Here is a 23,814-nt window from a genome sequence, read left to right on the forward strand (position 1 = left end):
TCGCCCCGGGTGCGGCAAACGCCCCTCGCCAGATTCGCGAGAGGCGTTTGCCGTGTCTGATGCGGCGCCGCGGGTCAGGGGGCGGGGTTGGGGCCCACGAAGAGGAGGACCTGGTTCTTCGCCCACGGGACGCCGTCGTGGACGTACCAGGTCGGGGGGACCTGGTCGGGGCGTAGGACGTTGCTTGTGGTCCCGGCCATGGAGCGGTACTCGGGCACCGTTACGTCGCGCTTCTTCAGGGCGGCCAGCACTTCGCTCACGCGGTGGTTGCGGAAGGTCATGCCGTGCATGGCCTCGCCGGGCGCCGTCACGGTGCGCTGCTGTTGTACTGCTCGCCCGGGCGGGCCGCGCGGCCGAAGGTGATTTCGGCCTTGCCCGTGAAGTCGGTCCGGACCCGGATGCCGACCGGGCACCGGTCGCCTCCGCCGCCGGTCTCGCACTCGCCCTTGGCGGTGATGGTCGAGATGTCGCGTCCGGTCGTGCCCTCGCTCTGGCTCATCGCCACCACAGTGCCGACGATGGACGGGGACGCCGGCACCAGCCTCAGCTTGACGTCAAGCCCCAGTTGGGCGAGTTCGGCGCGATAGCGCTTCGGGTCGGCCAGCGGGTCGCGGACCCGCACGTCGACGTATTCGCCCTCGTGCGTGACGGTGAGCGCCGCCGCGGCCAGCGTAATGTCGGGGCCGGGCATCGTCCGCTGGGTCGCATCGTCCGGGATGGTCGCGGCGAACGCCACGGCCGTGCAGGCCGCGGCGGCCGCCGCCACGGGAAGGCCGATGATGAGGCGCAACGGGCGTCGGCGGTGATGCGGTCGGCCAGGTCTGTGGACGTCTCGTCGGACAGGAGCTCCCCGGCCCGCTGGTCGGTGATGGGGGCGAGCCCGGCGATCATTGTGTCGATGTCGCGGTTCATCGGGTTTCCTTTCGCTGGAGACCCCTGGCTTCAGCCATGGGGAGGAAAGCGAACTTGCTGCGAAGCCGCACAGGGACGGGATTCCGTCGCCAAGGTGGAATCCGGTTAAGCAGTGGCCATGCCGCAGCTAACCTGCTGGGTGTGCGGACGGCGTTCAAGTGTCGGGCCTACCCGACCCCCGAGCAGGCGGCGGTGCTGAACCGCACGTTCGGGTGCGTGCGCGTGGTGTGGAACCAGACACTCGCCTGGCGGCACTGCCGCTGGCACACCGAACAGGCCGCCACCAACGTGCCGCAGGCCAACGCGTTCCTCACCCGGCTCAAACAGTCCAAGGAATTCGCCTGGCTGAACGAGGTGTCCTCGGTCCCTTTGCAGCAGGTGCTGCGCACCCAGCAGAAGGCGTTCGCCAACTTCTTCGCCGGACGCGCCCGTTACCCCGCGCTACAAGTCCCGGCACGGCCGCCAGAGCGCCGAGTACACCCGCAGCGGGTTCCGCTGGCGAGACGGACGGCTGATCCTGGCCAAGACCGACGCGCCGCTTGCGTTCGTGTGGTCCTGGCCCGATGTCGACCCGGCGTCGATCGACCCGACCACGGTGACCGTCTCCCGCGACCCCGACGGCCGCTGGTACCTCTCCCTGGCTGTGGAGGTCGCCGACCCCGGTCAGGCACCGGCCACCGGCGCGATGACCGGCGTCGATCTGGGTGTCAAGGACTTCGCGGTGACCTCGGACGGGGAGAAGATCGCCAACCCCCGGCATCTGGAGCGCAAGGCCGCCAATCTGGCCCGCTACCAGCGGCGCATGGCCCGCTGCCAGAGGGGATCGAACAACCGGCGCAAGGCCAGGGCGAAGGTCGCCCGCGCGCACCGCAAGGTCCGCGACGCCCGCCGCGACTTCCTGCACAGGACCTCGACGCGGCTGGTCCGCGACCACGACGTGATCGTGGTCGAAGACCTCAACATCAAGGGCATGGTCGGCAACCGCAAACTCGCGCGGGTGATCTCCGACTGCGGGTGGGGCGAGTTCCGCCGCCAGTTGGAGTACAAGACCGCCAAGCATGGCCGCCACCTGATTGTGATCGACCGCTGGTATCCGTCCTCGAAGACCTGTAGCTCGTGCGGGCACCTGCTCGCCGAACTCTCGCTCAATACCCGGCACTGGACGTGCCCGGACTGCGGCACCCTGCACGACAGGGACGTCAACGCCGCCAAGAACATCCTGGCCGCCGGTCGAGCGGTGACTGCCTGTGGAGGTGAGGTCAGACGTCCGGGCAACCGGGTGCACTCGCCGGTGAAGCAGGAACCCCAGCCTGTGAAGGCTGGAATCCCCCGGCCTTAGCCGTGGGGAGGAAGTCAAGTGTGCTCTCCGTGCGGGAATCATCGGGAAATCGGGGTGGCGGCCGGGGACGGGGTGCCTGTGCGTTCCAATGCGCGGGCGAAGCGGCGGCGGGCGCGGTGCAGGCGGATCCGCACCGCGTTTCGGGAGCAGCCGAGGACGGCCGCGATCTCGCCGTGGTCCAGGCCCTCCCAGCCCACCAGGGACAGGAGCTCCCGGTCGGCGTCCGGCAGGCTCCGGAAGGCGGTGGCCGCGTCGGTCAGGTCGCCGTCGGACCGTTCGTGGACGGTCAGGCCGTCGCTGAGCCGGGAGCCGAGGTCGGCGGCCAGCGCCGACCTGCGTCGTTCACCGCGGTGGTGGTTGGCCAGCACCCGGCGGGCCACGCCGTACAGCCACAACCGCGCCTGGTCGCCCGGCGGGACGTCGTCGAGCCGGCGCCACGCCGTCAGGAACGTCCCCGCCAGGACGTCGGCGGCGTCGTGGGGATCGGAGGTGCGGCGCAGCGCGTACCCGAGGATCCGGGCACGGTTGGCGGTGTAGATCTCCTCGAACCGGCGCCGCCTGTCACCGGGCGGATGGGAATCCTCCAAAGGGGTTGGCAAGCCCACCTCTCGTCGCACGCCCCAGGGGCGGCGGAATGACCGGACGCAGAGCACATGTCCGGACCCCGCCCGGCATTTCGCGATCATTACCGGATGCGGCACGGGCGATGGACGTACGGTTCGGTACCGGCGATGCGGTGCGTGGGTGGGAGGAACCCTGTCGGCTGGCATCGGCTTCGCGGCGAACTCGCAACGCGTAAGCACAATGGCCGTGTCTGGAGCAATGGGAGTACGACTGGCGTAGGACCAGTTTCGGATGTGCGGGTCAGCGGCGCCGGCGGGCGTGGCGGCGCATTCCGTCCACCTTCTGGCGGAAGACGTCCGGAGTGACGACGGGGGTTCCTCGCCATGGCGACATGGAGATCAGGTCGGCGTCGTTGCTGACGACCAGCAGCGCCCCCACGTCGGTCGCGAGGTCGAGAATCAGGTTGTCCTCGTCGTCAGGGCAGTCGTGCACCGTGCGCGGCGGGTCGATCACGTCGCCCTCGCTGTGATCGGCGATGGTGACGAGCGCCGTAAGGTAGGCGCCGGCCTTCGCCTCCTCCCATTTGAACAGCTCCACAAGGATTCGCTCGATGTTCCGCAGGATGTGCGGGGACAGCCAGAGGGAGAACTCCGCGGCGTCATTTGCAATGCCCAGGCAGTCGGCGGAGGCGTTACCGGACGTCGGTGGTGGCGAGGGCCACGATCGGAACGGGCTGTTGCCGGTCGCTGCGGCCGTCACGAGCACGTTGATGTCATAGACCACGGGTGCCGGCATGGTCAGGTGCCTTCCCCGCCTTTGAGGAACCCCCGGATCCGCTCGGGCACGTCGGCGGGCTCGATCCCGAGTTCCGCGGTACGTTGCTGCCCGTAGGCCTGCAGGTCGCGCAGTTGCTCGGCCAGCATGATCGATTTCATCACACGGTAGGTGGCGCGCAGGTATGCCGACCGGTTCCCGTCACCGAAGTAGTCGACGAGCTCATCGAGAACGGGCCGCTCTTCGTCTTGGACTGAGAACCCGAGGGTCTGCGCCTGTGCCTTGCCGTGGTCGCGGACCGCTTTGGTCTTGCGTCTTCTGGTCTCAGCAGCCATGCAATCAAGTGTACTTTGCTGCTTCTATCATGCAAGTTTTTGCACTTCCCGCCCGGGAGAGGGCAGGAGGCGCGGGCGTGGTGATCATTTTGGGGCGTTTGCGGACGTAGCATGGGGTGAGCTCATGGTTCGCATGGCGGGGTGGAGGTTGGTCTATGCGGCGGCGGCAGGGGCCGGTTTTTCCCGGGTATCTGATGATCCTGCTGGTGGCGCTGCTGGGGCTCGCCTTGCAGGTTTCGCCGCAGACCACGCATGTCGTTCAGGAGTGGGCGCTTCCGGTCATCGTGGTGTGCATGCTGCTGATTCCGGTTGTGCTGGCGTGGGAGAAGAGGCAGGAGCGGCGGAATCTCGCGCGGCCGGGCTGGAAGGGCGACCGGTCGCCGTATCCGGGGCTGGACGCGTTCACGGAGGACGATGACGGCGTCTTCTTCGGGCGCGACGGTGAGATCCAGGAGCTGGTGGAACGGCTGCGGCCGGGGAGCGAGCCGCGGTCGATCGCGGTGACGGGGCCGTCCGGTGTGGGGAAGTCGTCGCTGCTGCATGCGGGCCTGCTGCCGAGGCTGGTTCAGCAGCGTCGGTGGGTCGTGGTTCCGTCGATGACTCCGGAGGACGATCCGTTCCGGTGTCTGGCCTACTGCCTGGCGGATCTCCTCGGTGGGGATGCCGAGGAGATGGCGGAGGAGCTGCGGCGGGAGCCCGGGCGGCTCCGGAGGCGGGTCGACGCGCTCCGGCAGGGGCGGCGCAGCAGGTCCGTGCTGATCCTGGTCGATCAGGCCGAGGAGCTTCTGACGCTGACGGAGGAGGGTGAGCGTGACGCCTTCCTCGGGATGCTCCGCGACGCGCTTCACGCCGACCTGAAGTTGTGGGTCGTCTTCGTGTTCCGGGCGGAGTTCCTGACGACGTTCCTCAGCGGCGGGTCCGCCGACATGTTCCGGCATCCGTTCACGGTGACGGCGCTCGACCGGGCCGCGCTGCGGACGGTGATCCGCGAGCCCGCGGAACGGGCCGGCGTCACGTTCGAGCCGCCCGAGCTGGTCGCGCAGATGGCCGAGGACACCCGGGACGGGACGGCGCTGCCGCTGCTCGCGTATCTGCTGCACGAGCTGTACCTGCACGTCGGGCGCAACGGCACCATCACGCTGGAGGACTACCGCAGGACGGGCGGGGTCGACGGTGCGCTGACGCGGCGGGCCGATCGGCTCATGGGGGAGTTGGAGGCGCTGGAAACGGCGCCGCCCGTTCTGCAGACGCTGCTGAAGTTCGTCAGGTTCACCGAGGGGCGGCCGACACGGCGGCGGGTGCCGGGCAGCGAGCTGAACGAGGCGGAGCGGCTGGTCGTGGACGCGTTCGTCCGGGAGCGGCTCTGCACCAGCGGACGGGACGGCGAGGAGGCGGTGTTCGAGGTCTCGCACGAGGCGCTGTTCTCCGCGTGGGCGCCGCTGCGGCAGACGATCGCGCTGCACGCCGAGGTGCTGCGACGCATCGCCGACCTGGAGCAGTGGGCCGCCGAGTGGGACCGCTACGGACGGCAGGAGGCGTACCTGCTGCGCGGTGAGCGGCTTGCCGGGGCGCGCAAGTGGATCTCTGAGGCGGAGGGGCTGGCCGCCATCGAACCGCTGGTCGCCGAGTTCGTCGAGATCTCCCACCGGTCGGACGGCGTGGCGATGCGAAGGCTGGCGGACTCGATCGCGAGGCAGGCGCTCACCGCGTTCCGGACCGATCCCGAGCACAGCCTGCTGCTGGCCCTGGCGGCGCATGAGGAATGCGCGCCGACGCCGCTGGCGAGGCGGGCGCTGTCGGCCGGGTTCGCGGTGTCCCGGCTGCGGGGCGTCCTGCGCGGCCACGACGACCGGGTCTGGGCGGTGGCGTGGTCGCCCGACGGTTCGCTGCTGGCGACCGCGTCGTCGGACCACACCGTCCGGGTGTGGCAGGCGGCATCGAGCGAAGCCCGTCGATCGGAGGGCGGCGGGTGGGCGCTGGAGGACGGTGTCGAGGTCGCCGTGCTGCGGGGTCACGAGAAGACGGTCTCGTCGGTGGCGTGGTCGCCCGACGGTACCCGGCTGGCCTCGGCTTCTGACGACGGCACGGTGCGCGTGTGGGACGTGGCGTCCCGCACACGGGTCGCGCTGCTGCGCGGGCATGGGGACATGGTGTGGTCGGTCGACTGGTCGCCGGACGGCACGCGCGTCGTCTCGGCGTCCCGTGACGGCGACATCCGGATCTGGGACGTGTCGGACGGGACGTCCTCGACCCTTGCCGGCCATGACGGCTGGGTCAGGCATGCGGCCTGGTCGCCGGACGGCGCCCGGATCGCGAGCGGCTCCGACGACCGCACGATCCGCGTCTGGGACGCGGCGACCGGCGATGAGCTGGCGGCCTGGCGCGAGCACGAGAACACCGTCCGGATGGTCACCTGGTCACCGGACGGCGCCCGGCTGGCGAGCGCCTCCTATGACCGGACGGCCCGGGTGTGGGACGCCGCGACCGGGGCGTCCGAACCGGCGCTGCTCGGGCACGCCGACCTGGTGTGGTCGGTCGCGTGGTCGCCGGACGGCGGGCGGCTCGTCACCGCGTCCCACGACCGGACGATCCGGCTCTGGTCGGCGGCGGACGGCGCCGAGCTGGGCGTCTTCCGCGGGCACGCGGACGCCGTGCGATCGGTGGCCTTCTCGCCGGACGGGATGCGCCTGGCCAGCGGCTCCGACGACCAGACCGTCCGGTTCTGGGACACCGAGTGCGCCGCGGAGATCGGCGTGCTGCGCGGGCACGCCGGCGCGGTCGCGGCGGTCGACTGGTCCGCCGGGGGCCGGCTCGTCTCGGCGTCCTACGACGGCACGGCGCGGATCTGGGCCGATGGCGGGCCCCTCGTCCTGCGCGGGCACACCGACGAGGTGTGGGACGCGGCCTGGTCGCCGGACGGGCGCCGGGTGGCGACCGCGTCCCGCGACCGCACGGTGCGGATCTGGAACGCCGCCGACGGCGCCGAGGAGACCGTGCTGAGCGGGCACGGCGACTGGGTCCGGGCCGTGGCGTGGTCGCCGGGCGGTGAGCGGCTCGCCTCGGCCTCCGACGACCGCACCGTCCAGGTGCACGGGAGCGACGGCGCGGAGCCGCTCGTGCTGCGCGGGCACGAGGACACCGTGCGCGCCGTCGTCTGGTCGCCGGACGGTGAGCGGCTCGCCAGCGCGTCCCATGACGGGACGGTCCGGGTCTGGGAGGCCCGGACGGGTCTGCAGGTCATGCTGCTGAACGTGCCGCAGAGCGCGGTCCGGGCCATGGCCTGGTCGCCGGACGGCGGATACGTCGCGGCCCTGTCGAAGGATCGCGAGGTCAAGGTCTGGGACATCGCGCAGGGCGTCGAGGTGGCCGTCCTGACCGGGCATGACGGCTGGGTCGGGACGATCGCGTGGTCGCCGGACGCCCGGGTCGTCGCGACCGCGTCCGCCGACGGGACCGTCCGGCTGTGGGACCACCTGACGGGACGGGAACTGTGCGTGGCGGCCGTCCACACCGACGAGGTCTGGGGCGTCGCCTGGTCGCCCGACGGGACGAAGCTGGCCACCGCCTCCCACGACATGACGGTACGGATCTGGGAGGCCGTGACCGACGGGGCGGCGCTCGTCGAGCGGGCCCGCAGCCGCGTGTTCCGGCGGCTCACCCGGGACGAGCGCCACACCCTCATGATCCCCGCCCCGCGCCCCGCGCCGGAGGGGGAGCGGTCACCGGCCTGACCGGGTGAACAGGTAGAACGCCGAGGTGCCGAGGCCGGTGGGTTTCGGGACGCGCGGAAGCGCCTCGCGCTCGTCGTAGCGGTCGGTCTCCCGGTGCCATTTGAGGATGCCGGCCATCCAGTCGCGGAGTTCGGCGACATAGGCCGTCAACGCGGTGCGTGCGGTGTCGTCCAGTTCCAGTTCGTCGGCGAGGGCGGGCAGTTCCCGCGTGACGAGGTGCTCGAACTGGCGGCGGCGGGACGTGATGAGGTCGTTGACGATGGGCAGGGCCTCGTCGCGGCCGCAGCCGAAGAAGTTCTCGATGGCCAGGACGCCGTTGTTGAGCTCCCCTTCGTATTCGATCTCCTTCTGGTAGGAGAAGCAGTCGTTCAGGAGGCAGGCGACGTCCATGGCGGAGACGTCGATCTCCCGGAGGGTGCGGGTCCGGAAGACGTGTGCCGGAATCTCGTGCGAGTGCTCGATCCGGGAGAGGCTCATCGTCATTTCGGACCCGAACGTGTGGCGGCGCATCTCGATGTAGTCGACGGGGTCGGGGATCCGCGACTGGAGGTGGTTGTTCAGCTCCCACAGCCAGCTCTCGACCATGTGCTCGACGGCGGCGCGGAATTCGCGGCGGCCGTGGTCGTCCATGGGCGAGGCCGTGCGGCGCCACAGGTCGGCCAGGGCGGCTTCGAATGGGTTCTCCGGGACGGGGGTGTCGCCGCAGTCCAGCGGCATGAATCCGGGGGCGCGGGCGTTGAAGAGCTTCGCGCCGGCCATGTCGCGGTCGCGGTTGAAGATGGCGGGGAAATAGTCGTCGCCGTAGGTGCCGCAGGCCAGCCACTGGGTCGCGAGGTCGAGGGCCTCCGGGCCGGCGTCCGGGTCCAGGGACGCGGCGCAGATCTCCAGCCCCATGCCGGTGAGCGTCTCGGCGCTCCAGACCGGGACGGGCAGCCGGGGCTGCGGGGAGAACATGCCCATCTCGCGCGCCCAGGCGACGACGTTGCGGCCGGCGTCCTCCCGGTGCGGGTTCACGCGGGCCGGGTAGGGAATGTCGAATTCGGGCAGCGGTGTCGGCCCGACCTGCTGGAACGGGACGTGGGGAAGGCTGATCCGGGCCGATTTCAGCAGCGCGGGAATCCGGGCGGCGGACATGCCGAGGGACTTCTTGTTCATGTAGCGGCTGGAACGCATATGCCATTCGTGGCCGCCGGACTGCCAGTCCTGGAGCGCCTTCACATAGGCCGCCACGCTCGCCCGTTCACCGGGGTCGAGGGCCTGGTCCTCGGATATTTGCGGCAGTTCGGTGAGGGCGGTGTTCTCGAACTGGCGCAGCCGCGAGGTCAGCAGGTCGTTGACGGTGTCGGCGGCGACCTGGGGCGCCACGCCCAGGAAGCGCTCCATCACCAGGACGGAGTTGTTCACCTCGCCCTCGGACTCGGTCTCCCGCTGGTAGGAGAAGATGTCGTTCCGCAGATGGACACCGTCGGCGAAGGTGTCCTTGAGGACGCGCAACGGCCGCGTCCCCACGACGCGTTCGGGTATCTCGACGCCCGCCGCGTGCTCGGCCAGGTCTGCGGACCAGGGGGCGCCGCCGACCTTGCGGCGCATCTCGATGTACTCGACCGGGTTGGGGATGCGGCCGGTGCTGATGTTGGACAGCTCCCACAGCGACTCGCGAAGCAGGTTCTCGGTGCTCTCGGAGAAACGGGCCCGCCAGGCGTCCGACTTCGACGGGACGGTCCGCGCCCACAGATCGGCGAGCCCGCGTTCGACGGCGTTCGTCGGCTCCGGCGGGTCGAGCGACATGAACAGCGGGAGCCGGTCGAGATACGCCCGCGCGCCGGGCTGGTCCTGCGGTTTCTTGAAGACCTCCAGGAAATGGTCGTCGAAGTAGAACACCCAGACGTACCAGTCGGTGATGAGGTCGAGTTCAGGGCCGTCGCAGTCGGGGTGGGTGTAGGCGCACAGGAGCGCGTAGTCCATCGCGGCGAGCGCGTCCTCGTCCCAGATGTCGGGTGTGCCAGGGTCCCTGGCGTCGTCCAGCATCTTCATCTCCCGCGCCCACGCCATCGTGTGCGCCCGCGCCCCGGCCAGGTGCGGGTTCAGCCGGGCGGGGTAGGGGACGTAGAAGTCGGGCAGCTCGAACGGTTGCATCGACCGGCCTCTCTGTCGGGGTCCGGTCGGCAACTTACAGCACTCGCAAAGTTACCGACGGTGACACATTACTCGCTTGATTCCTTTGCATCTCTGCGGGTAAAGCGAGGTCATGACGGAGTCGCGCGAACCCGCGGAGGTCGACGGCTCGCTGGAGCAGAACCTCCTGCTCGCCCGCCGGGTGGTCGACGCCGCGCAGCAGGAGATGCTGGACAAGGCGCGGCAGCGCATCCCTGCTCTGCGGCTGGGCGCCGTGGCCGGGGCCTTCGGGATGCTCGCCACGGCCGCCGCCTACCGGATGAACGTGCTGCTGCTGGAGAAGAAGCTCCCGCCGGAGATCGCGTCGTTCGTCGCCGCCGCCGTGTACGGGGGCGGGGCCGGCGCCGCGGCGATGGCCGCGTCCCGCAAGTGGAAGGGACTGCCGGCGCCGCTGCCCACCGACACGGCGCGCCAGGTCGTGGAGATCCTCTCCGACTCCGGCGACGCCGGCGCGGACGACGCCGGCTGATTGACACACGCCGATGATCATCAGAAGACTCGGCGGCGTGCGCATCGACGAGCTGGCCGGCGTGCGGGCCGAGCGGCCGGAGGCGATCGCGGAGGCGGCGGCTGGACGCCGGCGCCGGGACGCACCGCCCGGCGCGTCCGGCCGGCTGATGATCATCGCGGCGGACCATCCGGCGCGGGGCGCGCTCGCTGTGGGCGGCGATCCGGTGGCAATGGCCGACCGGGGTGAGCTGCTCGACCGGCTCTGCGTCGCCCTCGAACGCCCCGGTGTGGACGGCGTGCTCGGTACCCCCGACATCCTCGAAGACCTGATGCTGCTCGGCGTCCTCGACGGCAGGCTCGCGATCGGATCGATGAACCGCGGTGGGCTGGCCGGGACGGCGTTCGAGATCGACGACCGGTTCACCGCCTACGACGCCGATGCGATCGCCGCGTCACGGCTGGACGGCGGCAAGATGCTGCTGCGCATCGACGACGCGGACCCGGCGACCGCCCGGACGCTGGAGTCCTGCGCGCGGGCGGTGTCGGGGCTCGCGCGGCACCGGCTGATGGCGATGGTGGAGCCGTTCGTCTCGCACCGGGTCGAGGGCCGCGTCCGGAACCTGCTGACGCCGGAGGCGATGATCCGGGCGGTGTCGGTGGCGTCCGGGCTGGGCGTCACGTCGGCGTACACGTGGCTGAAGGTGCCGGTCGTGCCGGAGATGGAGCGGGTCATGGCGGCGACGACGCTGCCCGCGCTGCTGCTCGGCGGCGAGGCCGCGGGCGGTTCGCGGGAGGTGCTGGACGGCTGGCGGCGGGCGATGCGGATCCCCGGCGTGAAGGGCCTGGTCGCGGGCCGGTCGCTGCTGTACCCGCCGGACGGCGACGTCCGCGCGTCCGTGGACGCGGCCGTCGAGGTCCTGTGACCGAGGGTGCCGCCCCGGTGCCCTGACTCACTCCCGAGATCCGGGGTAGGGGCCGGGTCATGTACACCGAAGTCACCCCGGTGAAGGCCGAGATCACCTTGGTCGTGAACGGGACGGAGCACCGGCTCAGCGTCGATACCCGCGCGTCCCTGCTGGACGTGCTGCGCGAGGACCTCGGGCTGACGGGCTCGAAGAAGGGCTGTGACCACGGGCAGTGCGGCGCGTGCACCATTCTCATCGGCGGGCGCCGCGCGAACGGATGCCTCGCGCTGGCCGTCGCCCACGACGGGGCCCAGATCGTCACCGTCGAAGGGCTCGCCCAGGACGGACGGCTCAGCCCCGTCCAGGAGGCGTTCATCGAGCAGGACGCGTTCCAGTGCGGGTACTGCACTCCCGGCCAGCTGTGCTCTGCGACGGGTGTGCTGGACGAGGCCGGGCAAGGCTGGCCCAGCGCGGTGACCGAGGACCTCGGTGCCGATCCGGTCCTGGACGACGACGAGATACGCGAACGGATGAGCGGCAACCTGTGCCGGTGCGGTGCCTATACCGGCATCGTCGCCGCGCTGAGGGAGGCGTCGGAGAAGGAGCGGGCACGGCGCAGAGAGGCGGCGGAAGCATGAGGCCCTTCGCGTATGAGCGTGCCACCAGCGCTGAAGACGCCCTAGCGCGACACGACGGCGAAACCCTCTACCTGGGTGGCGGAACCAACCTCGTTGACCTGATGCGGCTCGGTGTCGAAGAGCCCGCCAGGATCGTCGACGTCGCGCACCTTCCCTATGACCAGATCCAGTTGAACCCGGACGGCGGCCTCAGCATCGGCGCGGCCGTGAGCAACAGTGCCCTCGCCGCAGACAGGACGGTGCGTGAAGGACACCCCGTGCTGGCACAGGCCGTCCTCGCAGGGGCGTCCGGGCAGATCCGCAATCTGGCGACCGTCGGCGGCAACCTTCTGCAACGCACACGGTGCTCCTACTTCCAGGACGCTTCCAAGCCATGCAACAAGCGGCGTCCAGGCAGCGGATGCCCCGCACGCGAGGGCGAGCACCACAACCTGGCGATCCTGGGCCATTCGGAGGCGTGCGTGGCGACCCACCCGTCCGACATGGCGGTGGCGTTGACCGCCCTGGACGCGTCTGTCCGGGTCCAAGGCCGCGCAGGCGAGAAGACCATCCCCATGGACGAGTTCCACCGGCTGCCCGACAACGAGCCAGAACGCGACACCATCCTCGAACCGGGCGACCTCGTCACGGCGGTCGACGTTCCGCCGGTCGGCATGCCGTCCCGCTACCGCAAGGTCAGGGAACGCGCGTCGTTCGCGTTCGCGCTGGTCTCGATAGCGGCGGCGCTGGACGTGGAGGGCGGCCGGGTCCGGGACGTCCGGCTGGCCCTGGGCGGCGTCGCGCACAAGCCGTGGCGCGCCCGCCGCGCAGAAGAGGCGCTGCGGGGGGCGTCCGCGACACGGGAGTCGTACCTGCGCGCCGCCGAGGCCGAGCTGGAGGCCGCCGAGCCGCTGCGCGACAACGCCTACAAGGTGCCGCTCGCGCGCAACCTGATCGTCCGGATGCTCACGGAACTGGGGGAGGGGGCGTCATGACCGAACGGCTGGAGAGCCGGGAGAAGGTCACGGGGGAGGCGCGCTACGCCTTCGAATACCCCGTCGAGAACGTCGCGTACGCCGCCGCCGTCCAGGCGAGCATAGGACGAGGCGAGGTCAGGTCCGTCGGCATCGAGGCCGCGCTGAGGTTGCCCGGTGTGCTCGCCGTCCTGTCCTGCGAGGACGCCCCGCGGCTCGACGGCGACCCAGAAGGCGAACTGGCCCTGTTCCAGTCCCGGACGGTCTCCTACCGCGGCCAGTTCATCGCGGCCGTGGTCGCCGAGACGCTCGAAACGGCCCGGGAAGGGGCGCGCCTCGTCCAGGTCGAGTACGCGCCGGAGACACCGGATGTGCGGCTGCGCAACGACCATCCCGGACGCTACAAGCCCGACAAGGTGAATCCCGTCTTCCCCGCTGACACCGGGCAAGGGGACCCGCAGGCCGCCTTCGACAACTCGGCCGTGCGCGTGGACGTCACCTACACGACCCCCGCCGAGCACAACAATCCGATGGAGCCGCACACCACCCTCGCCGACTGGGGTCAGGACGGAACCCTCACGCTTTATGACTCGACCCAGGGGTCATCCACCGTCCAGAGCACCATCGCCAGGGTCTTCGGCCTCGACCGGACGCGGGTACGGGTCGTGGCGCCGCACGTCGGCGGCGGGTTCGGCTCCAAGGGGATGCCGAAGCCGAACGTCGTCCTGGCGGCGATGGCCGCACGCGCCGTGGGACGTCCCGTCAAGTTCGCCGTCCCCCGCCAGCAGATGTTCGCGACCACCGGCTACCGGACGCCGACGATCCAGCACATCAAGCTCGGTGCGGACGTCGACGGACGCCTGAACTCGGTGCTCCACGACGTGGTCGAGCAGACGTCCACCGTCCAGGAGTTCGCCGAGCAGACCGCGACGCCCACCCGCGTCATGTACCAGGCCCCGAACCGGCGCACGTCGCACCGCCTTGTCCGCCTGGACGTCCCCACACCGTCGTGGATGCGAGCCCCAGGCGAGACACCGGGCATGTACGCGCTCGAATCCGCCATGGACGAACTCGCCGTCGCCACCGGCATCGATCCCATCGAGCTACGCATCCGCAACGACACCGACCACGAACCGGAGAGCGGCCTGCCGTTCAGCTCCCGCAACCTCGTCGCGTGCCTCCGGGAGGGCGCCGACCGGTTCGGCTGGGCTCGGCGCGCCCCTTCGCCCGGCACGCGCTGGGAGGGCCGCAAGCGCATCGGCATGGGCGTCGCCGCGTCCACCTACCCCGCCTACATGTCCCCCAACAACGCGACGGCCCGCGCCGAGCCCGACGGGACGTTCACAGTCCGGATCGCCGCCGCCGACATCGGGACCGGCGCCCGCACCGCCCTCGCCCTGATCGCCGCCGAGACCCTGAAGGCGGACCTCCGCGACGTGACCGTCGAGATCGGCGACAGTTCGTTTCCGAAGGCGTCCGTCGCGGGCGGCTCGTCCGGCACCGCGAGCTGGGGGACGGCCGTCGTCCGCGCCTGCGAGGCGCTGCGGGGCAGGTTGAACGGCGCCGTGCCGGCCGAGGGCCTCGAAGCGTCCGCCGACACCACCGCGGAGCTCAAGGAGCGGGACGCGTACGCCCGGCACGCGTTCGGCGCGCAGTTCGCCGAGGTCGAGGTGGACGCCGACACCGGCGAGGTCCGCGTCCGCCGCATGCTCGGCGTCTTCGCCGCCGGGCGGATCATCAACCCCACGACGGCCCGTTCCCAGTTCATCGGCGGCATGACGATGGGCATCGGCATGGCGCTGCTGGAGGAGAGCGTCATGGACGAGGAGTTCGGCGACTATCTCAACCGCGACCTCGCCCAGTACCACGTCCCGGTCTGCGCCGACGTCCGCGACGTCGACGCCGTGTGGGTGGAGGAGTCCGACCCGCACCTGAACCCGATGGGCTCCAAGGGCATCGGCGAGATCGGCATCGTCGGCGCCGCCGCGGCCGTCGGCAACGCCGTCCACCACGCGACCGGCATCCGCGTCCGCGACCTGCCCATCACCCCGGCCAAGCTTCTTCCGGACCTCTGACCGGCGGCCGGGACGCCCGGTTTCGGCCGGATCTTCCGGGCGCCCGCCTACTGCCGGTAGCCCTCGACCTCGCTGGCGGGACGGACCTGGGCCTCGTCCGGGTTCTGTCCCGCCGCGATGCGGGCCCGCCGCTGGCGGAGCAGATCCCAGCACTGGTCGAGCGCCACTTCGAGCTGGCGCAGCCGCTGCCGCGCGTCGGCGTCGCCGGTCTCGGCGCGCTCGTGGGCCCTCCGCAGCGCGTGCTCCTCCTCGATGAACTCGTTGATACGTTCCAGGATCGCCTTCTCGTCCATGAAATGGCTCCCGATGATGGTTTTCCGGTCCGGTGGGGTTCAGATGGTGCCGACAGATGAGAGCCTGGCATATACGGGGCCGCCCACGGTAGCGGCGCCCTGGGCCGAGGCGAGGAGCGGATGACGGTCTGGCGGATCACCGATGGTGAGGACGGCCTGGAGTCCGGGAAGCGCGCATCTCCCCGTTACGACATCGTCGAGCACGACACGGCGCTGCTGCGCGTAGCCGCCTCGGCGTCCGCGCCCCGGCTGCTGATGAGCGGTGAGATCGACGTTTCGAACGCCCGCGAAGTGACGCGCGCCCTCGACGCCGTCCAGGACCGCGTGCCCGGCGACGTCCACGTCGACCTGGCCGGCGTCGACTTCATCGACGTCGCCGGCCTGCGCGCCTTCACCCTCGCCTCCCGGGACCTGAACGCACGCGAACGCATGCTCGTCCTGCACGGGGTGTCGTCCCACATCGACAGGCTCTTCAGGCTGATCGGCTGGAACGCGACCCCCGGCCTGCAGATCCACTGCCGCCCCCGCACCTGAGACCGGGCCCCCGCCCGACGACGGGACCCGGATCCGGGCCGGGATCTCAGGTGATCAGGAGGAACCCGAGCGCGGTCGCCAGCGCCGCGACCGGGAGGGTCGCCGCGAGGACGGCCCGGCGCACCGGCTCGGCCTCCGCGAACCGGATCACCACGGTTCCGGCGATCCGGTCGTGCAGGCAGCGGCGGGTCCGCTCGTCCCCGCGGTAGGCGAGCAGGTCGCTCCAGGGGCCGGCGCCGGGGGAGACGTGCGAGCCCCAGGTGGGCTGCCAGCGGCGGAACGCCTCCTTCCAGCCGGGGAACCGGAGGTCGTCCAGCCTGATCACGCGGACGCCGGCGATCCGCTGCCCGACCGTGCAGCCCCACAGGACCAGCCGGACGACCCGCAGGAACATCCAGAGCCAGATCATGGCGAGCATGGCCGCGACCGCCATGACCATCATCAGGTCGGAGGAGACGCCGATGCCGTCCACCCCGATGACGCCGCCGATCAGCAGGAACTGCGGCGCCATCATCGCCAGCGTCACGGCCGCGACGTCGATCAGGCGGGCCGCGGCCCGCTGCCGCCCGCTCGCCAGGACGACGACGGGGCCGCCGCCGTCCCCGGGCGTGGGCGCGGGCGCGCCGGGCTCGACGAAGATCGGTCGGGAGCTCACGGTCGTTCATCAAACCATCACGCTCGTACTAAATGCGCGCAAACGACGGCGGTGACGCCTGAAACGTACGGTGACCTGGTTGTTTGTACCTCTTAGCCACGGTTATGGGGCATATGTGGCTCCGAATTCAAAGGGGGATCTCATGGTTAGACGCAGAGCGCGTCCCGCCCCGCCGGAGCCGGGCGGGGGCACAGGCACGATGCACACCGGAGGGGCCGCCGAGGCGGTGCCCGGAAGGGGCGTCGGCGAACCCACCGAGCACGCACGGTGGGAGGACAGGACGCGTGTCGTCCTGAGCCCGGTCGCCGCGCCGTCCATTCTCGGGCTGTTCGGGTTCGCCGGCGCGACCATGATGGTCGGCGCCTGGCAGGCCGACTGGTACGGCAACCCCCTGACCCCGCTGATCCTGTGGCCGTTCGCGCTGATGTTCGGCGGCGTCATGCAACTGGTGGCCACCGTCTGGTCCTACCGGGCGCGTGACGGGCTCGCGACCGCGATGCACGGCACGTGGGGCGCCTTCTGGCTGGCGTACGGCGTGCTGTTCATGCTGGTCAGCCTCGGCGCGTATCCGGCGGCGCTGGCTCCGGTGGCCGGGGACTCCTATCCGGGCTTCGCGTTCTGGTGGGTCGCCCTGGCGGTGATCACCGGGCTGGGCGCCATCGCCGCACTCGGCGTCAGCATGGCCCTGACCGGGTTGCTGATCGCCCTGGCGGCGGGCGCGGGCTTCACCGCGGCGGGATACTTCGCGCCGTCCACGTGGTCGCTGGAGGTCGGCGGCTGGCTGTTCGTGGCGTCCGCGGTCCTGGCCCTGTACACGGCCGCCGCGATGATGTTCGAAGGCACCTTCGGGCGGACGATCCTTCCCGTCGGCAAGCGCCGCAGGGCCACCGGTGTTCCCGGCGGCAAGGCACCGCGTTCACTGGAGTACGCGCAGGGCCAGCCCGGCGTGAAGAGCGGCCAGTGATCTTCGGCGTGTCGGCTTGACATTCCCGTTGCCCTATCCTGGACCAATCCTGGTGAGCGGTCTGGAAGGGAGCGGGAATGTCATCTGCGATCCGGCGGACGGGGCGCCGCCTCGTCCAGACCTACCAACGGCTGTGCGCGCGTGACGACGCCGCGACGCACGGCTTCTCCGTGCCCAGCGGCATCTGGGCCTGCGACCGCTGCCACCAGCCCCACCTCGAACTCTCAACGCTCATCCACCATCTCCGCACCGAGCACCCCTGACCCGGGCACCCTCGACCCCGGGCGTCCCTGACCCCGTACACCCCTGACCCCCGAGCACCCTGGACCCTCGGGCGCCCCCTGCCTCGAGCGCCCCCTGCCGTCGGGCACCCTCTGGCCTCGGGCACCCACCTGACCCCGTGCACTCCTGACCCCGTGCACTCCTGACCTCGGGCACTCCTGGCCGGGTGCCCGTCAACCCTGACTTTGTGCCACCGGGTGGTGACGTAAAGACGTCTCGGCTTCCTTATTGGCAGGCCGCTAATAGCGTGTTAGAAGGTAACCAGACACTTATTCTTCGGGGGCCGAGCAGCCGGAGGTCGCGATGACGACACGCAGACGGTTCCTTCGAGACGCAGGGCTGGTGGGCGCGGCCGCAGCCGGGGCGACGGCCCTGGGCCACGTACCCGCGTACGCGGCGAGCGGGCGGAAGGTCGCCGTTCTCGGCGCCGGGGTCGCGGGCCTGACCGCGGCGCACGAGCTGATCGACCGGGGCTTCGAGGTCGACGTCTACGAGCGCAACGAGCTGGGCGGTAAGGCCCGCAGCATCTTCGTCCCGGGCACCGGGACCGGCGGACGCCTCGACCTGCCGGGCGAGCACGGGTTCCGGTTCTTCCCCGGCTTCTACCACGACCTCACCGACAACATGCGGCGGACGCCCTTCCCGGGCAACAGCAACGGCACCTGGGACAACCTCGTCCGCGCCGACGCCTACATGATGTCGCGGAAGGGGCGGCCCGACCTCACCATCCCGTTCCCCTTCCCGCTGCCGCCGGACTCCCACATCTACGACCCCAACAGCTTCCTGGACACGATCACATCGGGCCTGCAGACGCTCGGCCTCCTGTCGGTGTCGGAGATCGCCTTCATCGCGCAGAAGCTGCTCGTCTACGTCACCAGCAGCGACGAGCGCAAGCTCGGCCAGTGGGACGACATCACGTGGGCCGACTACGTCCGCGCCGACTGGTACTCCGACGAGTACAACAAGTTCATCGCCGACGGCACCATCCGCAACCTGGCCGCCACCAAGTCCGCCGAGGCCAGCACGCACTCGATCGGCATGGTCGGCGAGGCGACCGTGTGGAGCATCCTCGGGCTGGGCAACGAGCCCGATTCGTCGGTCGACCGGGTCCTCAACGGATCGACGTCGGAGATGTGGCTCGACCCGTGGATCGCGCACCTCACCGACCTCGGCGTCAAGTTCCACGTCGGGCACAACGTCGACTCGCTGGAGGTCGCCGACGGCAAGATCGTTGGCGCCGGCGTGACGGGCGGGTCGACGATCTCCGCCGACTGGTTCGTCGTGGCGATGCCGTGCGAGCGGACCGCGGACCTGCTCAGCGAGGACGTCCTGGCCGCCGACCGGTCGCTGCGGAGCATCAGGGACCTGCGCACCGACTGGATGACCGGTCTGCAGTTCTTCCTGAAGGAGAAGCTGCCGCTGGCCCCCGGGCACGTGAACTACGGGGACTCCTCCTGGGCGGTCACCTCGATCAGCCAGGAGCAGTTCTGGAAGCGCGACTTCTCCACCTACGGCGACGGGAGCGTCAAGGACTGCCTGTCGGGCATCGTCTCCGACTGGTTCACGCCCGGGACCTTCAACAACAAGAAGGCGTCGGACTGCACGCCGTCCGAGATCTTCACCGAGGCGTGGAAGCAGATCAAGGCCCACCTCAACGACGGAGGGCAGGACATCCTCACCGACGACATGCTCCACTCGTGGTTCCTGGACCCGGCGATCAAGCCCGACGGCTCGGGCGGGGTGACGAACGAGACGCCGCTGTTCATCCAGCACCCGGGCTCGTGGGAACAGCGCCCGTCGTCCAAGACCGGGATCCCCAACCTGTTCCTGGCCGGCGACTGGGTGAAGACGCCGATCAACGTGACGACGATGGAGGGCGCGAACCAGGGCGGCCGGTCGGCCGTCAACGCGCTGCTGGACGCGGCCGGGTCCAGCGCGTCGCGCTGCTCCATCCACGAGTTGTACGAGTCGCCGCTGTGGAGGCCGTTCAAGGCGAACGACAAGGTCCGCTACGCGCTGCGCCTCCCCCACCAGTTCGACATCCTCGACACGCGCTGGCCTAGCTGGCGGTGAGCGAGCGGCGGGCCACCAACGCCGCGTTCAGCAGTTGCAGGTCGCCGGGGCGCGCCGGGTCCAGGCCGGTCAGGTCGCTGATGCGCCGGACCCGGTAGGCCACCGTGTTCGGGTGGACGTGCAGCGCCGCCCCGGTCGTCCGCCGGTCCAGGTCGAGCGCGAGGTAGTGCTCCAGGGTGCGCAGCAGCTCGGGTTTGCGGTCGAGGGGCGCCAGCAGGCCGGCCAGCCCGGCGAGGGCGCCGCTCGGCCGGCTGAGCTGGTAGTCGAGCAGGACGTCGGCGAGCCGGTACAGGCCGGGGGGCCGGGCGGCGCGGCGGACGAGGTCCATGATCTCGGCCGTCTGGGCCGCGGCGGCCGGAATCCCGGCCGGGCCGGTGATCTCCGCGGCCGCCGTGACGCGGATGCCGGCGGCCTCGGCGGCCTTCGCGACCATGTCGTGCAGGACGTCCCAGCCGGCGGAGAAGGGCAGCAGGGCCGTCCCGCCCGAGGCGTCCAGGGCGGTGAGGGCGGGCTCGTCGGCGACGTCGTCCAGCACGGTGCGGACCCGGCGGATCTTGCGCCGGGCGGCGATCCTGGCGCGCTGGCCGGAGCCCGCCTCGTCGGGGTGCGCGCCGAACGCCAGGCTGAGCACGGCGTACCGCGGCGCCGGCCGCCGCCCCGTGTGCTCCACGGTCTCCCCGGCCAGGAGCGCGGTCATCAGGGCGTGCCGCCCGCCGTGCTCCTGGCTGTCGATGATCTGCCGGACCTCCAGGTAGGCGGAGCTGACGGCCGAGATCAGCAGCCGCTGGAAGTCGAGGAAGTAGCCCAGCGTCTCCTGCACCGCGGCCAGGTCGGACGGCTCCGCGCCGGCGGTCAGCTCGTCCCACGCCATCGCCGCGCCGATGTTGTACGCGGTGAGGATCGCGTCCAGCGGGACGCCCTCCTCGGCCCGCAGCGCCGCCGAGTCCCGCTGCCGGACGAACTCCTCGGGGCGGGCGGGACGGCGCCGCTCCACCACGTCCGCGAACTGCCGCAGGCTGTGCTGGACGATCTCGGCGACGTCCCCGGCGATCTCCTCCTGGGGAAGCTCCGCGTAGACGGGCAGCTCGGCGAGCAGCCGCGCGAGGACGCCGCGCGTCAGCCGCGGGACGCGCGCGCGGAGATGGGCCGCGATGGGCCGGCCGGCGACGCACAAGGCCCGCCTGCCGTTTTGTCGCGTGTTGTCCCGCGTCACAACGGCTCCCGAAAAAGTCTGATTTCAGGCCAATTGAACGGTCTGTGCAGATTCTGGACGATCACGGCGACATCGTCCATGACGCCGGGAGTTCTGTATGAAGCGTCTGTTCAATGGCATGGTCGGCGCGGTCGTTCTGGCGGGAGCGGCCCTGGGTGTGACCGCGGCCCCCGCGCAGGCCGCCGCCGTGGAGTACGTCGCCCTCGGCGACTCGATGGCCTCCGGGCCGCTCATCCCCGACATCACCGGCCCGATCGGATGCGGGCGCTCCACCAACAACTACGCGCACGAGCTGGCGGACAAGCTCGGCGCGAACCTCCGCGACGTCACGTGCAGCGCCGCGAAGACCAAGCACATGACCGAGCCGCAGAGCACCAGCGTGGCCGGCGTCGACACCGGGACGGTCCCGCCCCAGCTCGACGCCCTCAGCGCGTCCACCACGCTGGTCACCCTCACGATCGGCGGCAACGACGTCGGCCTCGTCGGCGTCGCCGAGGACTGCATCAACCTCGAGCCGTGGGCCACTCCCTGCAAGGGCGAGTTCGAGGACGAGGTCGCCCAGCGCACCGCCGAACTCGGCCCGAGGCTGTCGGCCGTCCTGGACGGCATCCGCGCCCGTTCCCCCCAGGCCCACATCGTCGTCACCGGATACGGCCTCTACATCAAGCCGAACGGCTGCTGGCCCCTCCAGCCCGTCCTGCCCACGGACGCCAACTTCCTCCAGGGCGCCGTCAACGCGATGAACAGCGTCATCCGCCAGCAGACGACCGCGCACGGCGGCACCTACATCGACCTCGTCACGCCCAGCGCGGGCCACGACGCCTGCCAGTCCGGGTCCCAGCGCTGGATCGAGGGCTACGTCCCGGTCAACCTCGCCGCCCCCCTCCACCCGAACGCCCGCGGCGAGGCCGCCTACGCCGACATCATCCACAGTGCCCTCAACGCCTGACGGGCCGTAGGCTCTGAGGCCCGACGAAGGGGGGCCTCCAATGAACGAGCCGATGCGCGCCGCCACCGCCGCCTACGAACAGACGATCCGCTCCACGCTCGGCCTCGCCGGAACCCTCGGCGAGGCCGACTGGCGTCTGCCGACCGAATGCCCCGGCTGGACGGTCAAGGACCAGTTCGCCCATCTCGTCGGGGTCGAACTCGATCTGCTGGGCGACCCGCGGCCCGACGTCGACCTCCCCGAGTTCGACCACATCCGCAACGACTTCGGCCGGGTTCTGGAGAAGGCCGTCCACGTGCGCCGTCCCGTCCCGGGCCCGGACGTGGTCGCGGAACTGGCGGACGCCCTCGAACGCCGCCTGGCCGAACTCCCCGGTTTGGACCCCGACCGCCTCGTCACGTGCCCGGACGGCAGGGAAGGCCCCTACTCCCGCTTCATGAAGTTCCGTGCGATGGACTGCTGGACCCACGAGCAGGACATCCGCCGGGCGGTCGGCCGCCCCGGAAACCTCGGCGCCCCGGCCGCGCACTGCTTCTGGGACCTCATGAGCCCAGGCCTGCCCCGCGTCGTCGCACGCCTGGCCAAGACCGAGCCCGGCCAGTCCGTGGCCCTGAAGATCTCCGACCCCCTCGACCATCACGTGGCCGTCCGGGTGGACGACGACGGCCGCGGACACTGGACCGACCCCGAGAACCCGACGGTCGAGCTGGCCATGACCTGGGAGACCTACGTCCGGCTCACCGCCGGCCGCTGCACCCCCGAAGCCGTCACCGTCGAAATCACCGGCGCCCAAGACCTCGCCACCCGCGTCCTCCCCAACATGGCCATCACCCCCTAGCCGCATCCGGCCATCCGGGGCGGGCGTCTTTACAGGGTGACCTTGCCACTAAACACTGGCGCAGCAGATCCCTGTCCTTGTTGGGAGGCGCCGTCCCGTGAGATCCGTATTCGTTCGTCGTGTCGTACCACTCGCCGTGGCCGCCGTGCTGGTGAGTCCGGTTCCCGCGTTCGCCGACGCGCCGAGCGGGGAATGGCGGCACGTCCCGGTCACGGGGCTGGTGAGCCCCGCGCTGTACGGCGTGACCGCGCCGAACCCGGGGCACGCCTGGGCGGTCGGCAGCCAGGCGTCCGGCGGTGAGCCGCTCGTCCTGCGCTGGCAGGACGGCTCCTGGACGCCGCAGGCCGTCCCCGAGGGAACGGCGCCCGAGCTGGTGGACGTCGACGCGCACCACCCCGCCGACGCCTGGGCGGTCGGGCAGGGCGGCGGGACCGCCGCCGCGAAGTCCCTGCACTGGAACGGAAGCGCATGGACGGCCGTCCACCACCCCTCGGAGACGCCCATGGCGGTGTCCATCGACGGCTGGGGCTCCGCCTGGTCCACGGGATTCGGCGCCGACGGCTCCAAGGTGTTCCGGTACCGCGCGGGGGAGTGGGCCGACCAGGGGTTGACCGTTCCCAGCGGCACCCCGCTGAACGCCATCGCCGCGCGCACCCCGGAGGACGTCTGGGCGGGCGGCGCGCCTTCGTCGGGCGGCGGAACGGCCCTGTGGCACTACGACGGCGAGTCGTGGAACCACATGTCGTGGCCGAGCCAATGGCCCCACTGGGTCCTGCAGATCGTCCCGGTGGGACCGGACGACGTGTGGTTCTACACGCTTCCGATGGACCCGCTCTTCTCCGGGCCCGAACTCGTCCACTGGGACGGCAGCACGTTCACCGCGACCAAGACGCCGTCACCGTACGAGCGGGTGAGCACGTTCGCCTCCGACGTCGGGTTCCTCGGCGACATCGCGTCCGACGGCCAGGGCGGTGTCTGGCTGCAGGACAGCCAGTCCCGGTACTACCGGCATTACGACGGCGCCACATGGACCAACGTGCCGCGTCCCCCCGCCCCCGGGTGGCCCTACATGTACGACCTGGAGCAGATCGGCCGCAGCAGTTCCCTGTGGGGCGTCGGCCTGGGCGCCGGGGACCTGCTCAACATCGACCGCTTCCGCTGA

Annotated in this window: 22 protein-coding genes and 1 pseudogene; 14 read left to right on the top strand and 9 right to left on the bottom strand. The window is 70.9% G+C overall.

Going from position 1 to position 23,814, the window contains the following annotated elements:
- Positions 1-74: 74 nt before the first annotated feature.
- Both AB0C35_RS36325 and AB0C35_RS36330 read right to left on the bottom strand, forming a co-directional pair.
- Complete coding sequence (locus AB0C35_RS36325; RefSeq protein ID WP_358466287.1) at positions 75-311, bottom strand: hypothetical protein; 237 nt, start codon at positions 309-311, stop codon at positions 75-77.
- A complete protein-coding gene (locus AB0C35_RS36330; RefSeq protein ID WP_358466288.1) occupies positions 308-766 on the bottom strand; it encodes a hypothetical protein in 459 nt (152 codons plus the stop codon). The genes AB0C35_RS36325 and AB0C35_RS36330 overlap by 4 nt, the downstream gene beginning before the upstream one ends.
- Positions 767-1,053: 287 nt before the next feature.
- Here AB0C35_RS36330 and AB0C35_RS36335 point away from each other — a divergent pair.
- Positions 1,054-2,251, top strand: a pseudogene (locus AB0C35_RS36335) (RNA-guided endonuclease TnpB family protein).
- Between the two features lie 38 nt (positions 2,252-2,289).
- Here the strand turns inward: AB0C35_RS36335 and AB0C35_RS36340 are convergent.
- The 3 genes from AB0C35_RS36340 to AB0C35_RS36350 form a co-directional block, all read right to left on the bottom strand.
- Positions 2,290-2,838 carry a sigma-70 family RNA polymerase sigma factor gene (locus AB0C35_RS36340; RefSeq protein ID WP_358466290.1) on the bottom strand — a complete coding sequence of 183 codons (549 nt, stop codon included), beginning with the start codon at positions 2,836-2,838 and terminating at the stop codon, positions 2,290-2,292.
- 277 nt (positions 2,839-3,115) lie between these two features.
- On the bottom strand, positions 3,116-3,610 hold the full coding sequence (locus tag AB0C35_RS36345) for a PIN domain-containing protein (protein WP_358466292.1): 495 nt from the start codon (positions 3,608-3,610) through the stop codon (positions 3,116-3,118).
- Positions 3,611-3,612: 2 nt separating this feature from the next.
- The gene (locus AB0C35_RS36350) at positions 3,613-3,924 is read right to left on the bottom strand and encodes a hypothetical protein (protein ID WP_358466294.1); all 312 of its coding nucleotides are present in this window, start codon (positions 3,922-3,924) and stop codon (positions 3,613-3,615) included.
- Between the two features lie 155 nt (positions 3,925-4,079).
- Between AB0C35_RS36350 and AB0C35_RS36355 the strand changes: the two genes are divergently transcribed.
- On the top strand, positions 4,080-7,655 hold the full coding sequence (locus AB0C35_RS36355; protein WP_358466296.1) for a WD40 repeat domain-containing protein: 3,576 nt from the start codon (positions 4,080-4,082) through the stop codon (positions 7,653-7,655).
- On the opposite strand, the gene AB0C35_RS36360 is transcribed toward AB0C35_RS36355, so the two are convergent.
- A complete protein-coding gene (locus tag AB0C35_RS36360) occupies positions 7,644-9,791 on the bottom strand; it encodes a germacradienol/geosmin synthase (RefSeq protein ID WP_358466298.1) in 2,148 nt (715 codons plus the stop codon). The genes AB0C35_RS36355 and AB0C35_RS36360 overlap by 12 nt on opposite strands.
- A 112-nt stretch (positions 9,792-9,903) precedes the next feature.
- Here AB0C35_RS36360 and AB0C35_RS36365 point away from each other — a divergent pair, with 112 nt between their 5' ends.
- The 5 genes from AB0C35_RS36365 (at position 9,904) to AB0C35_RS36385 (ending at position 14,851) form a co-directional block, all read left to right on the top strand.
- Positions 9,904-10,299 carry a phage holin family protein gene (locus AB0C35_RS36365; protein ID WP_358466300.1) on the top strand — a complete coding sequence of 132 codons (396 nt, stop codon included), beginning with the start codon at positions 9,904-9,906 and terminating at the stop codon, positions 10,297-10,299.
- A 13-nt stretch (positions 10,300-10,312) separates the two neighbouring features.
- Positions 10,313-11,203, top strand: a complete 891-nt coding sequence (locus AB0C35_RS36370) for an aldolase (protein ID WP_358466302.1) — start codon at positions 10,313-10,315, stop codon at positions 11,201-11,203.
- Between the two features lie 80 nt (positions 11,204-11,283).
- Positions 11,284-11,823 (top strand): 2Fe-2S iron-sulfur cluster-binding protein, encoded by a 540-nt coding sequence (locus AB0C35_RS36375; protein WP_358466343.1) that lies wholly within the window; start codon positions 11,284-11,286, stop codon positions 11,821-11,823.
- Positions 11,820-12,797 carry a xanthine dehydrogenase family protein subunit M gene (locus tag AB0C35_RS36380; RefSeq protein WP_358466304.1) on the top strand — a complete coding sequence of 326 codons (978 nt, stop codon included), beginning with the start codon at positions 11,820-11,822 and terminating at the stop codon, positions 12,795-12,797. Before AB0C35_RS36375 ends, AB0C35_RS36380 begins: the two co-directional genes overlap by 4 nt.
- On the top strand, positions 12,794-14,851 hold the full coding sequence (locus tag AB0C35_RS36385) for a xanthine dehydrogenase family protein molybdopterin-binding subunit (protein WP_358466306.1): 2,058 nt from the start codon (positions 12,794-12,796) through the stop codon (positions 14,849-14,851). Before AB0C35_RS36380 ends, AB0C35_RS36385 begins: the two co-directional genes overlap by 4 nt.
- Before the next feature lie 47 nt (positions 14,852-14,898).
- On the opposite strand, the gene AB0C35_RS36390 is transcribed toward AB0C35_RS36385, so the two are convergent.
- Positions 14,899-15,144 carry a DUF2630 family protein gene (locus AB0C35_RS36390; RefSeq protein ID WP_358466308.1) on the bottom strand — a complete coding sequence of 82 codons (246 nt, stop codon included), beginning with the start codon at positions 15,142-15,144 and terminating at the stop codon, positions 14,899-14,901.
- A 120-nt stretch (positions 15,145-15,264) separates the two neighbouring features.
- On the opposite strand from AB0C35_RS36390, the gene AB0C35_RS36395 reads away from it, so the two are divergent.
- Complete coding sequence (locus tag AB0C35_RS36395) at positions 15,265-15,678, top strand: STAS domain-containing protein (RefSeq protein ID WP_358466310.1); 414 nt, start codon at positions 15,265-15,267, stop codon at positions 15,676-15,678.
- 46 nt (positions 15,679-15,724) lie between these two features.
- On the opposite strand, the gene AB0C35_RS36400 is transcribed toward AB0C35_RS36395, so the two are convergent.
- A complete protein-coding gene (locus tag AB0C35_RS36400) occupies positions 15,725-16,333 on the bottom strand; it encodes an RDD family protein (RefSeq protein ID WP_358466312.1) in 609 nt (202 codons plus the stop codon).
- 142 nt (positions 16,334-16,475) lie between these two features.
- Between AB0C35_RS36400 and AB0C35_RS36405 the strand changes: the two genes are divergently transcribed.
- The 3 genes from AB0C35_RS36405 to AB0C35_RS36415 all read left to right on the top strand — a co-directional run bounded on the left by AB0C35_RS36405 (position 16,476) and on the right by AB0C35_RS36415 (position 19,652).
- Positions 16,476-17,297: a GPR1/FUN34/YaaH family transporter gene (locus tag AB0C35_RS36405; RefSeq protein ID WP_358466314.1), complete on the top strand. Its 822-nt coding sequence runs from the start codon at positions 16,476-16,478 to the stop codon at positions 17,295-17,297.
- A 77-nt stretch (positions 17,298-17,374) separates the two neighbouring features.
- Entirely contained in the window at positions 17,375-17,560 is a 186-nt protein-coding gene (locus tag AB0C35_RS36410) for a hypothetical protein (RefSeq protein ID WP_358466316.1), read from the top strand.
- A 322-nt stretch (positions 17,561-17,882) separates the two neighbouring features.
- Positions 17,883-19,652 carry an FAD-dependent oxidoreductase gene (locus tag AB0C35_RS36415; protein WP_358466318.1) on the top strand — a complete coding sequence of 590 codons (1,770 nt, stop codon included), beginning with the start codon at positions 17,883-17,885 and terminating at the stop codon, positions 19,650-19,652.
- Here AB0C35_RS36415 and AB0C35_RS36420 read toward each other — a convergent pair.
- Positions 19,639-20,865 carry a helix-turn-helix domain-containing protein gene (locus AB0C35_RS36420; protein WP_358466320.1) on the bottom strand — a complete coding sequence of 409 codons (1,227 nt, stop codon included), beginning with the start codon at positions 20,863-20,865 and terminating at the stop codon, positions 19,639-19,641. The two genes, AB0C35_RS36415 and AB0C35_RS36420, sit on opposite strands and share 14 nt — an antisense overlap.
- 97 nt (positions 20,866-20,962) lie before the next feature.
- Here AB0C35_RS36420 and AB0C35_RS36425 point away from each other — a divergent pair, with 97 nt between their 5' ends.
- The 3 genes from AB0C35_RS36425 (at position 20,963) to AB0C35_RS36435 (ending at position 23,814) form a co-directional block, all read left to right on the top strand.
- Positions 20,963-21,814: an SGNH/GDSL hydrolase family protein gene (locus tag AB0C35_RS36425; RefSeq protein WP_358466322.1), complete on the top strand. Its 852-nt coding sequence runs from the start codon at positions 20,963-20,965 to the stop codon at positions 21,812-21,814.
- Between the two features lie 40 nt (positions 21,815-21,854).
- Positions 21,855-22,652 carry a maleylpyruvate isomerase family mycothiol-dependent enzyme gene (locus tag AB0C35_RS36430; RefSeq protein ID WP_358466324.1) on the top strand — a complete coding sequence of 266 codons (798 nt, stop codon included), beginning with the start codon at positions 21,855-21,857 and terminating at the stop codon, positions 22,650-22,652.
- Positions 22,653-22,797: 145 nt separating this feature from the next.
- Complete coding sequence (locus AB0C35_RS36435; protein ID WP_358466326.1) at positions 22,798-23,814, top strand: hypothetical protein; 1,017 nt, start codon at positions 22,798-22,800, stop codon at positions 23,812-23,814.

The organism is Spirillospora sp. NPDC048819 (assembly GCF_040650055.1).
Taxonomy (GTDB): Bacteria; Actinomycetota; Actinomycetes; order Streptosporangiales; family Streptosporangiaceae; genus Spirillospora.

Excerpts from the sequence above, each read along its gene's own strand:
- AB0C35_RS36345 (WP_358466292.1), bottom strand. The coding sequence starts at position 3,610 with ATGCCGGCACCCGTGGTCTATGACATCAACGTGCTCGTGACGGCCGCA.
- AB0C35_RS36350 (WP_358466294.1), bottom strand. The coding sequence starts at position 3,924 with ATGGCTGCTGAGACCAGAAGACGCAAGACCAAAGCGGTCCGCGACCAC.
- AB0C35_RS36355 (WP_358466296.1), top strand. The coding sequence starts at position 4,080 with ATGCGGCGGCGGCAGGGGCCGGTTTTTCCCGGGTATCTGATGATCCTG.
- AB0C35_RS36360 (WP_358466298.1), bottom strand. The coding sequence starts at position 9,791 with ATGCAACCGTTCGAGCTGCCCGACTTCTACGTCCCCTACCCCGCCCGG.
- AB0C35_RS36365 (WP_358466300.1), top strand. The coding sequence starts at position 9,904 with ATGACGGAGTCGCGCGAACCCGCGGAGGTCGACGGCTCGCTGGAGCAG.
- AB0C35_RS36370 (WP_358466302.1), top strand. The coding sequence starts at position 10,313 with ATGATCATCAGAAGACTCGGCGGCGTGCGCATCGACGAGCTGGCCGGC.
- AB0C35_RS36380 (WP_358466304.1), top strand. The coding sequence starts at position 11,820 with ATGAGGCCCTTCGCGTATGAGCGTGCCACCAGCGCTGAAGACGCCCTA.
- AB0C35_RS36385 (WP_358466306.1), top strand. The coding sequence starts at position 12,794 with ATGACCGAACGGCTGGAGAGCCGGGAGAAGGTCACGGGGGAGGCGCGC.
- AB0C35_RS36390 (WP_358466308.1), bottom strand. The coding sequence starts at position 15,144 with ATGGACGAGAAGGCGATCCTGGAACGTATCAACGAGTTCATCGAGGAG.
- AB0C35_RS36395 (WP_358466310.1), top strand. The coding sequence starts at position 15,265 with ATGACGGTCTGGCGGATCACCGATGGTGAGGACGGCCTGGAGTCCGGG.
- AB0C35_RS36405 (WP_358466314.1), top strand. The coding sequence starts at position 16,476 with ATGGTTAGACGCAGAGCGCGTCCCGCCCCGCCGGAGCCGGGCGGGGGC.
- AB0C35_RS36410 (WP_358466316.1), top strand. The coding sequence starts at position 17,375 with ATGTCATCTGCGATCCGGCGGACGGGGCGCCGCCTCGTCCAGACCTAC.
- AB0C35_RS36415 (WP_358466318.1), top strand. The coding sequence starts at position 17,883 with ATGACGACACGCAGACGGTTCCTTCGAGACGCAGGGCTGGTGGGCGCG.
- AB0C35_RS36425 (WP_358466322.1), top strand. The coding sequence starts at position 20,963 with ATGAAGCGTCTGTTCAATGGCATGGTCGGCGCGGTCGTTCTGGCGGGA.
- AB0C35_RS36430 (WP_358466324.1), top strand. The coding sequence starts at position 21,855 with ATGAACGAGCCGATGCGCGCCGCCACCGCCGCCTACGAACAGACGATC.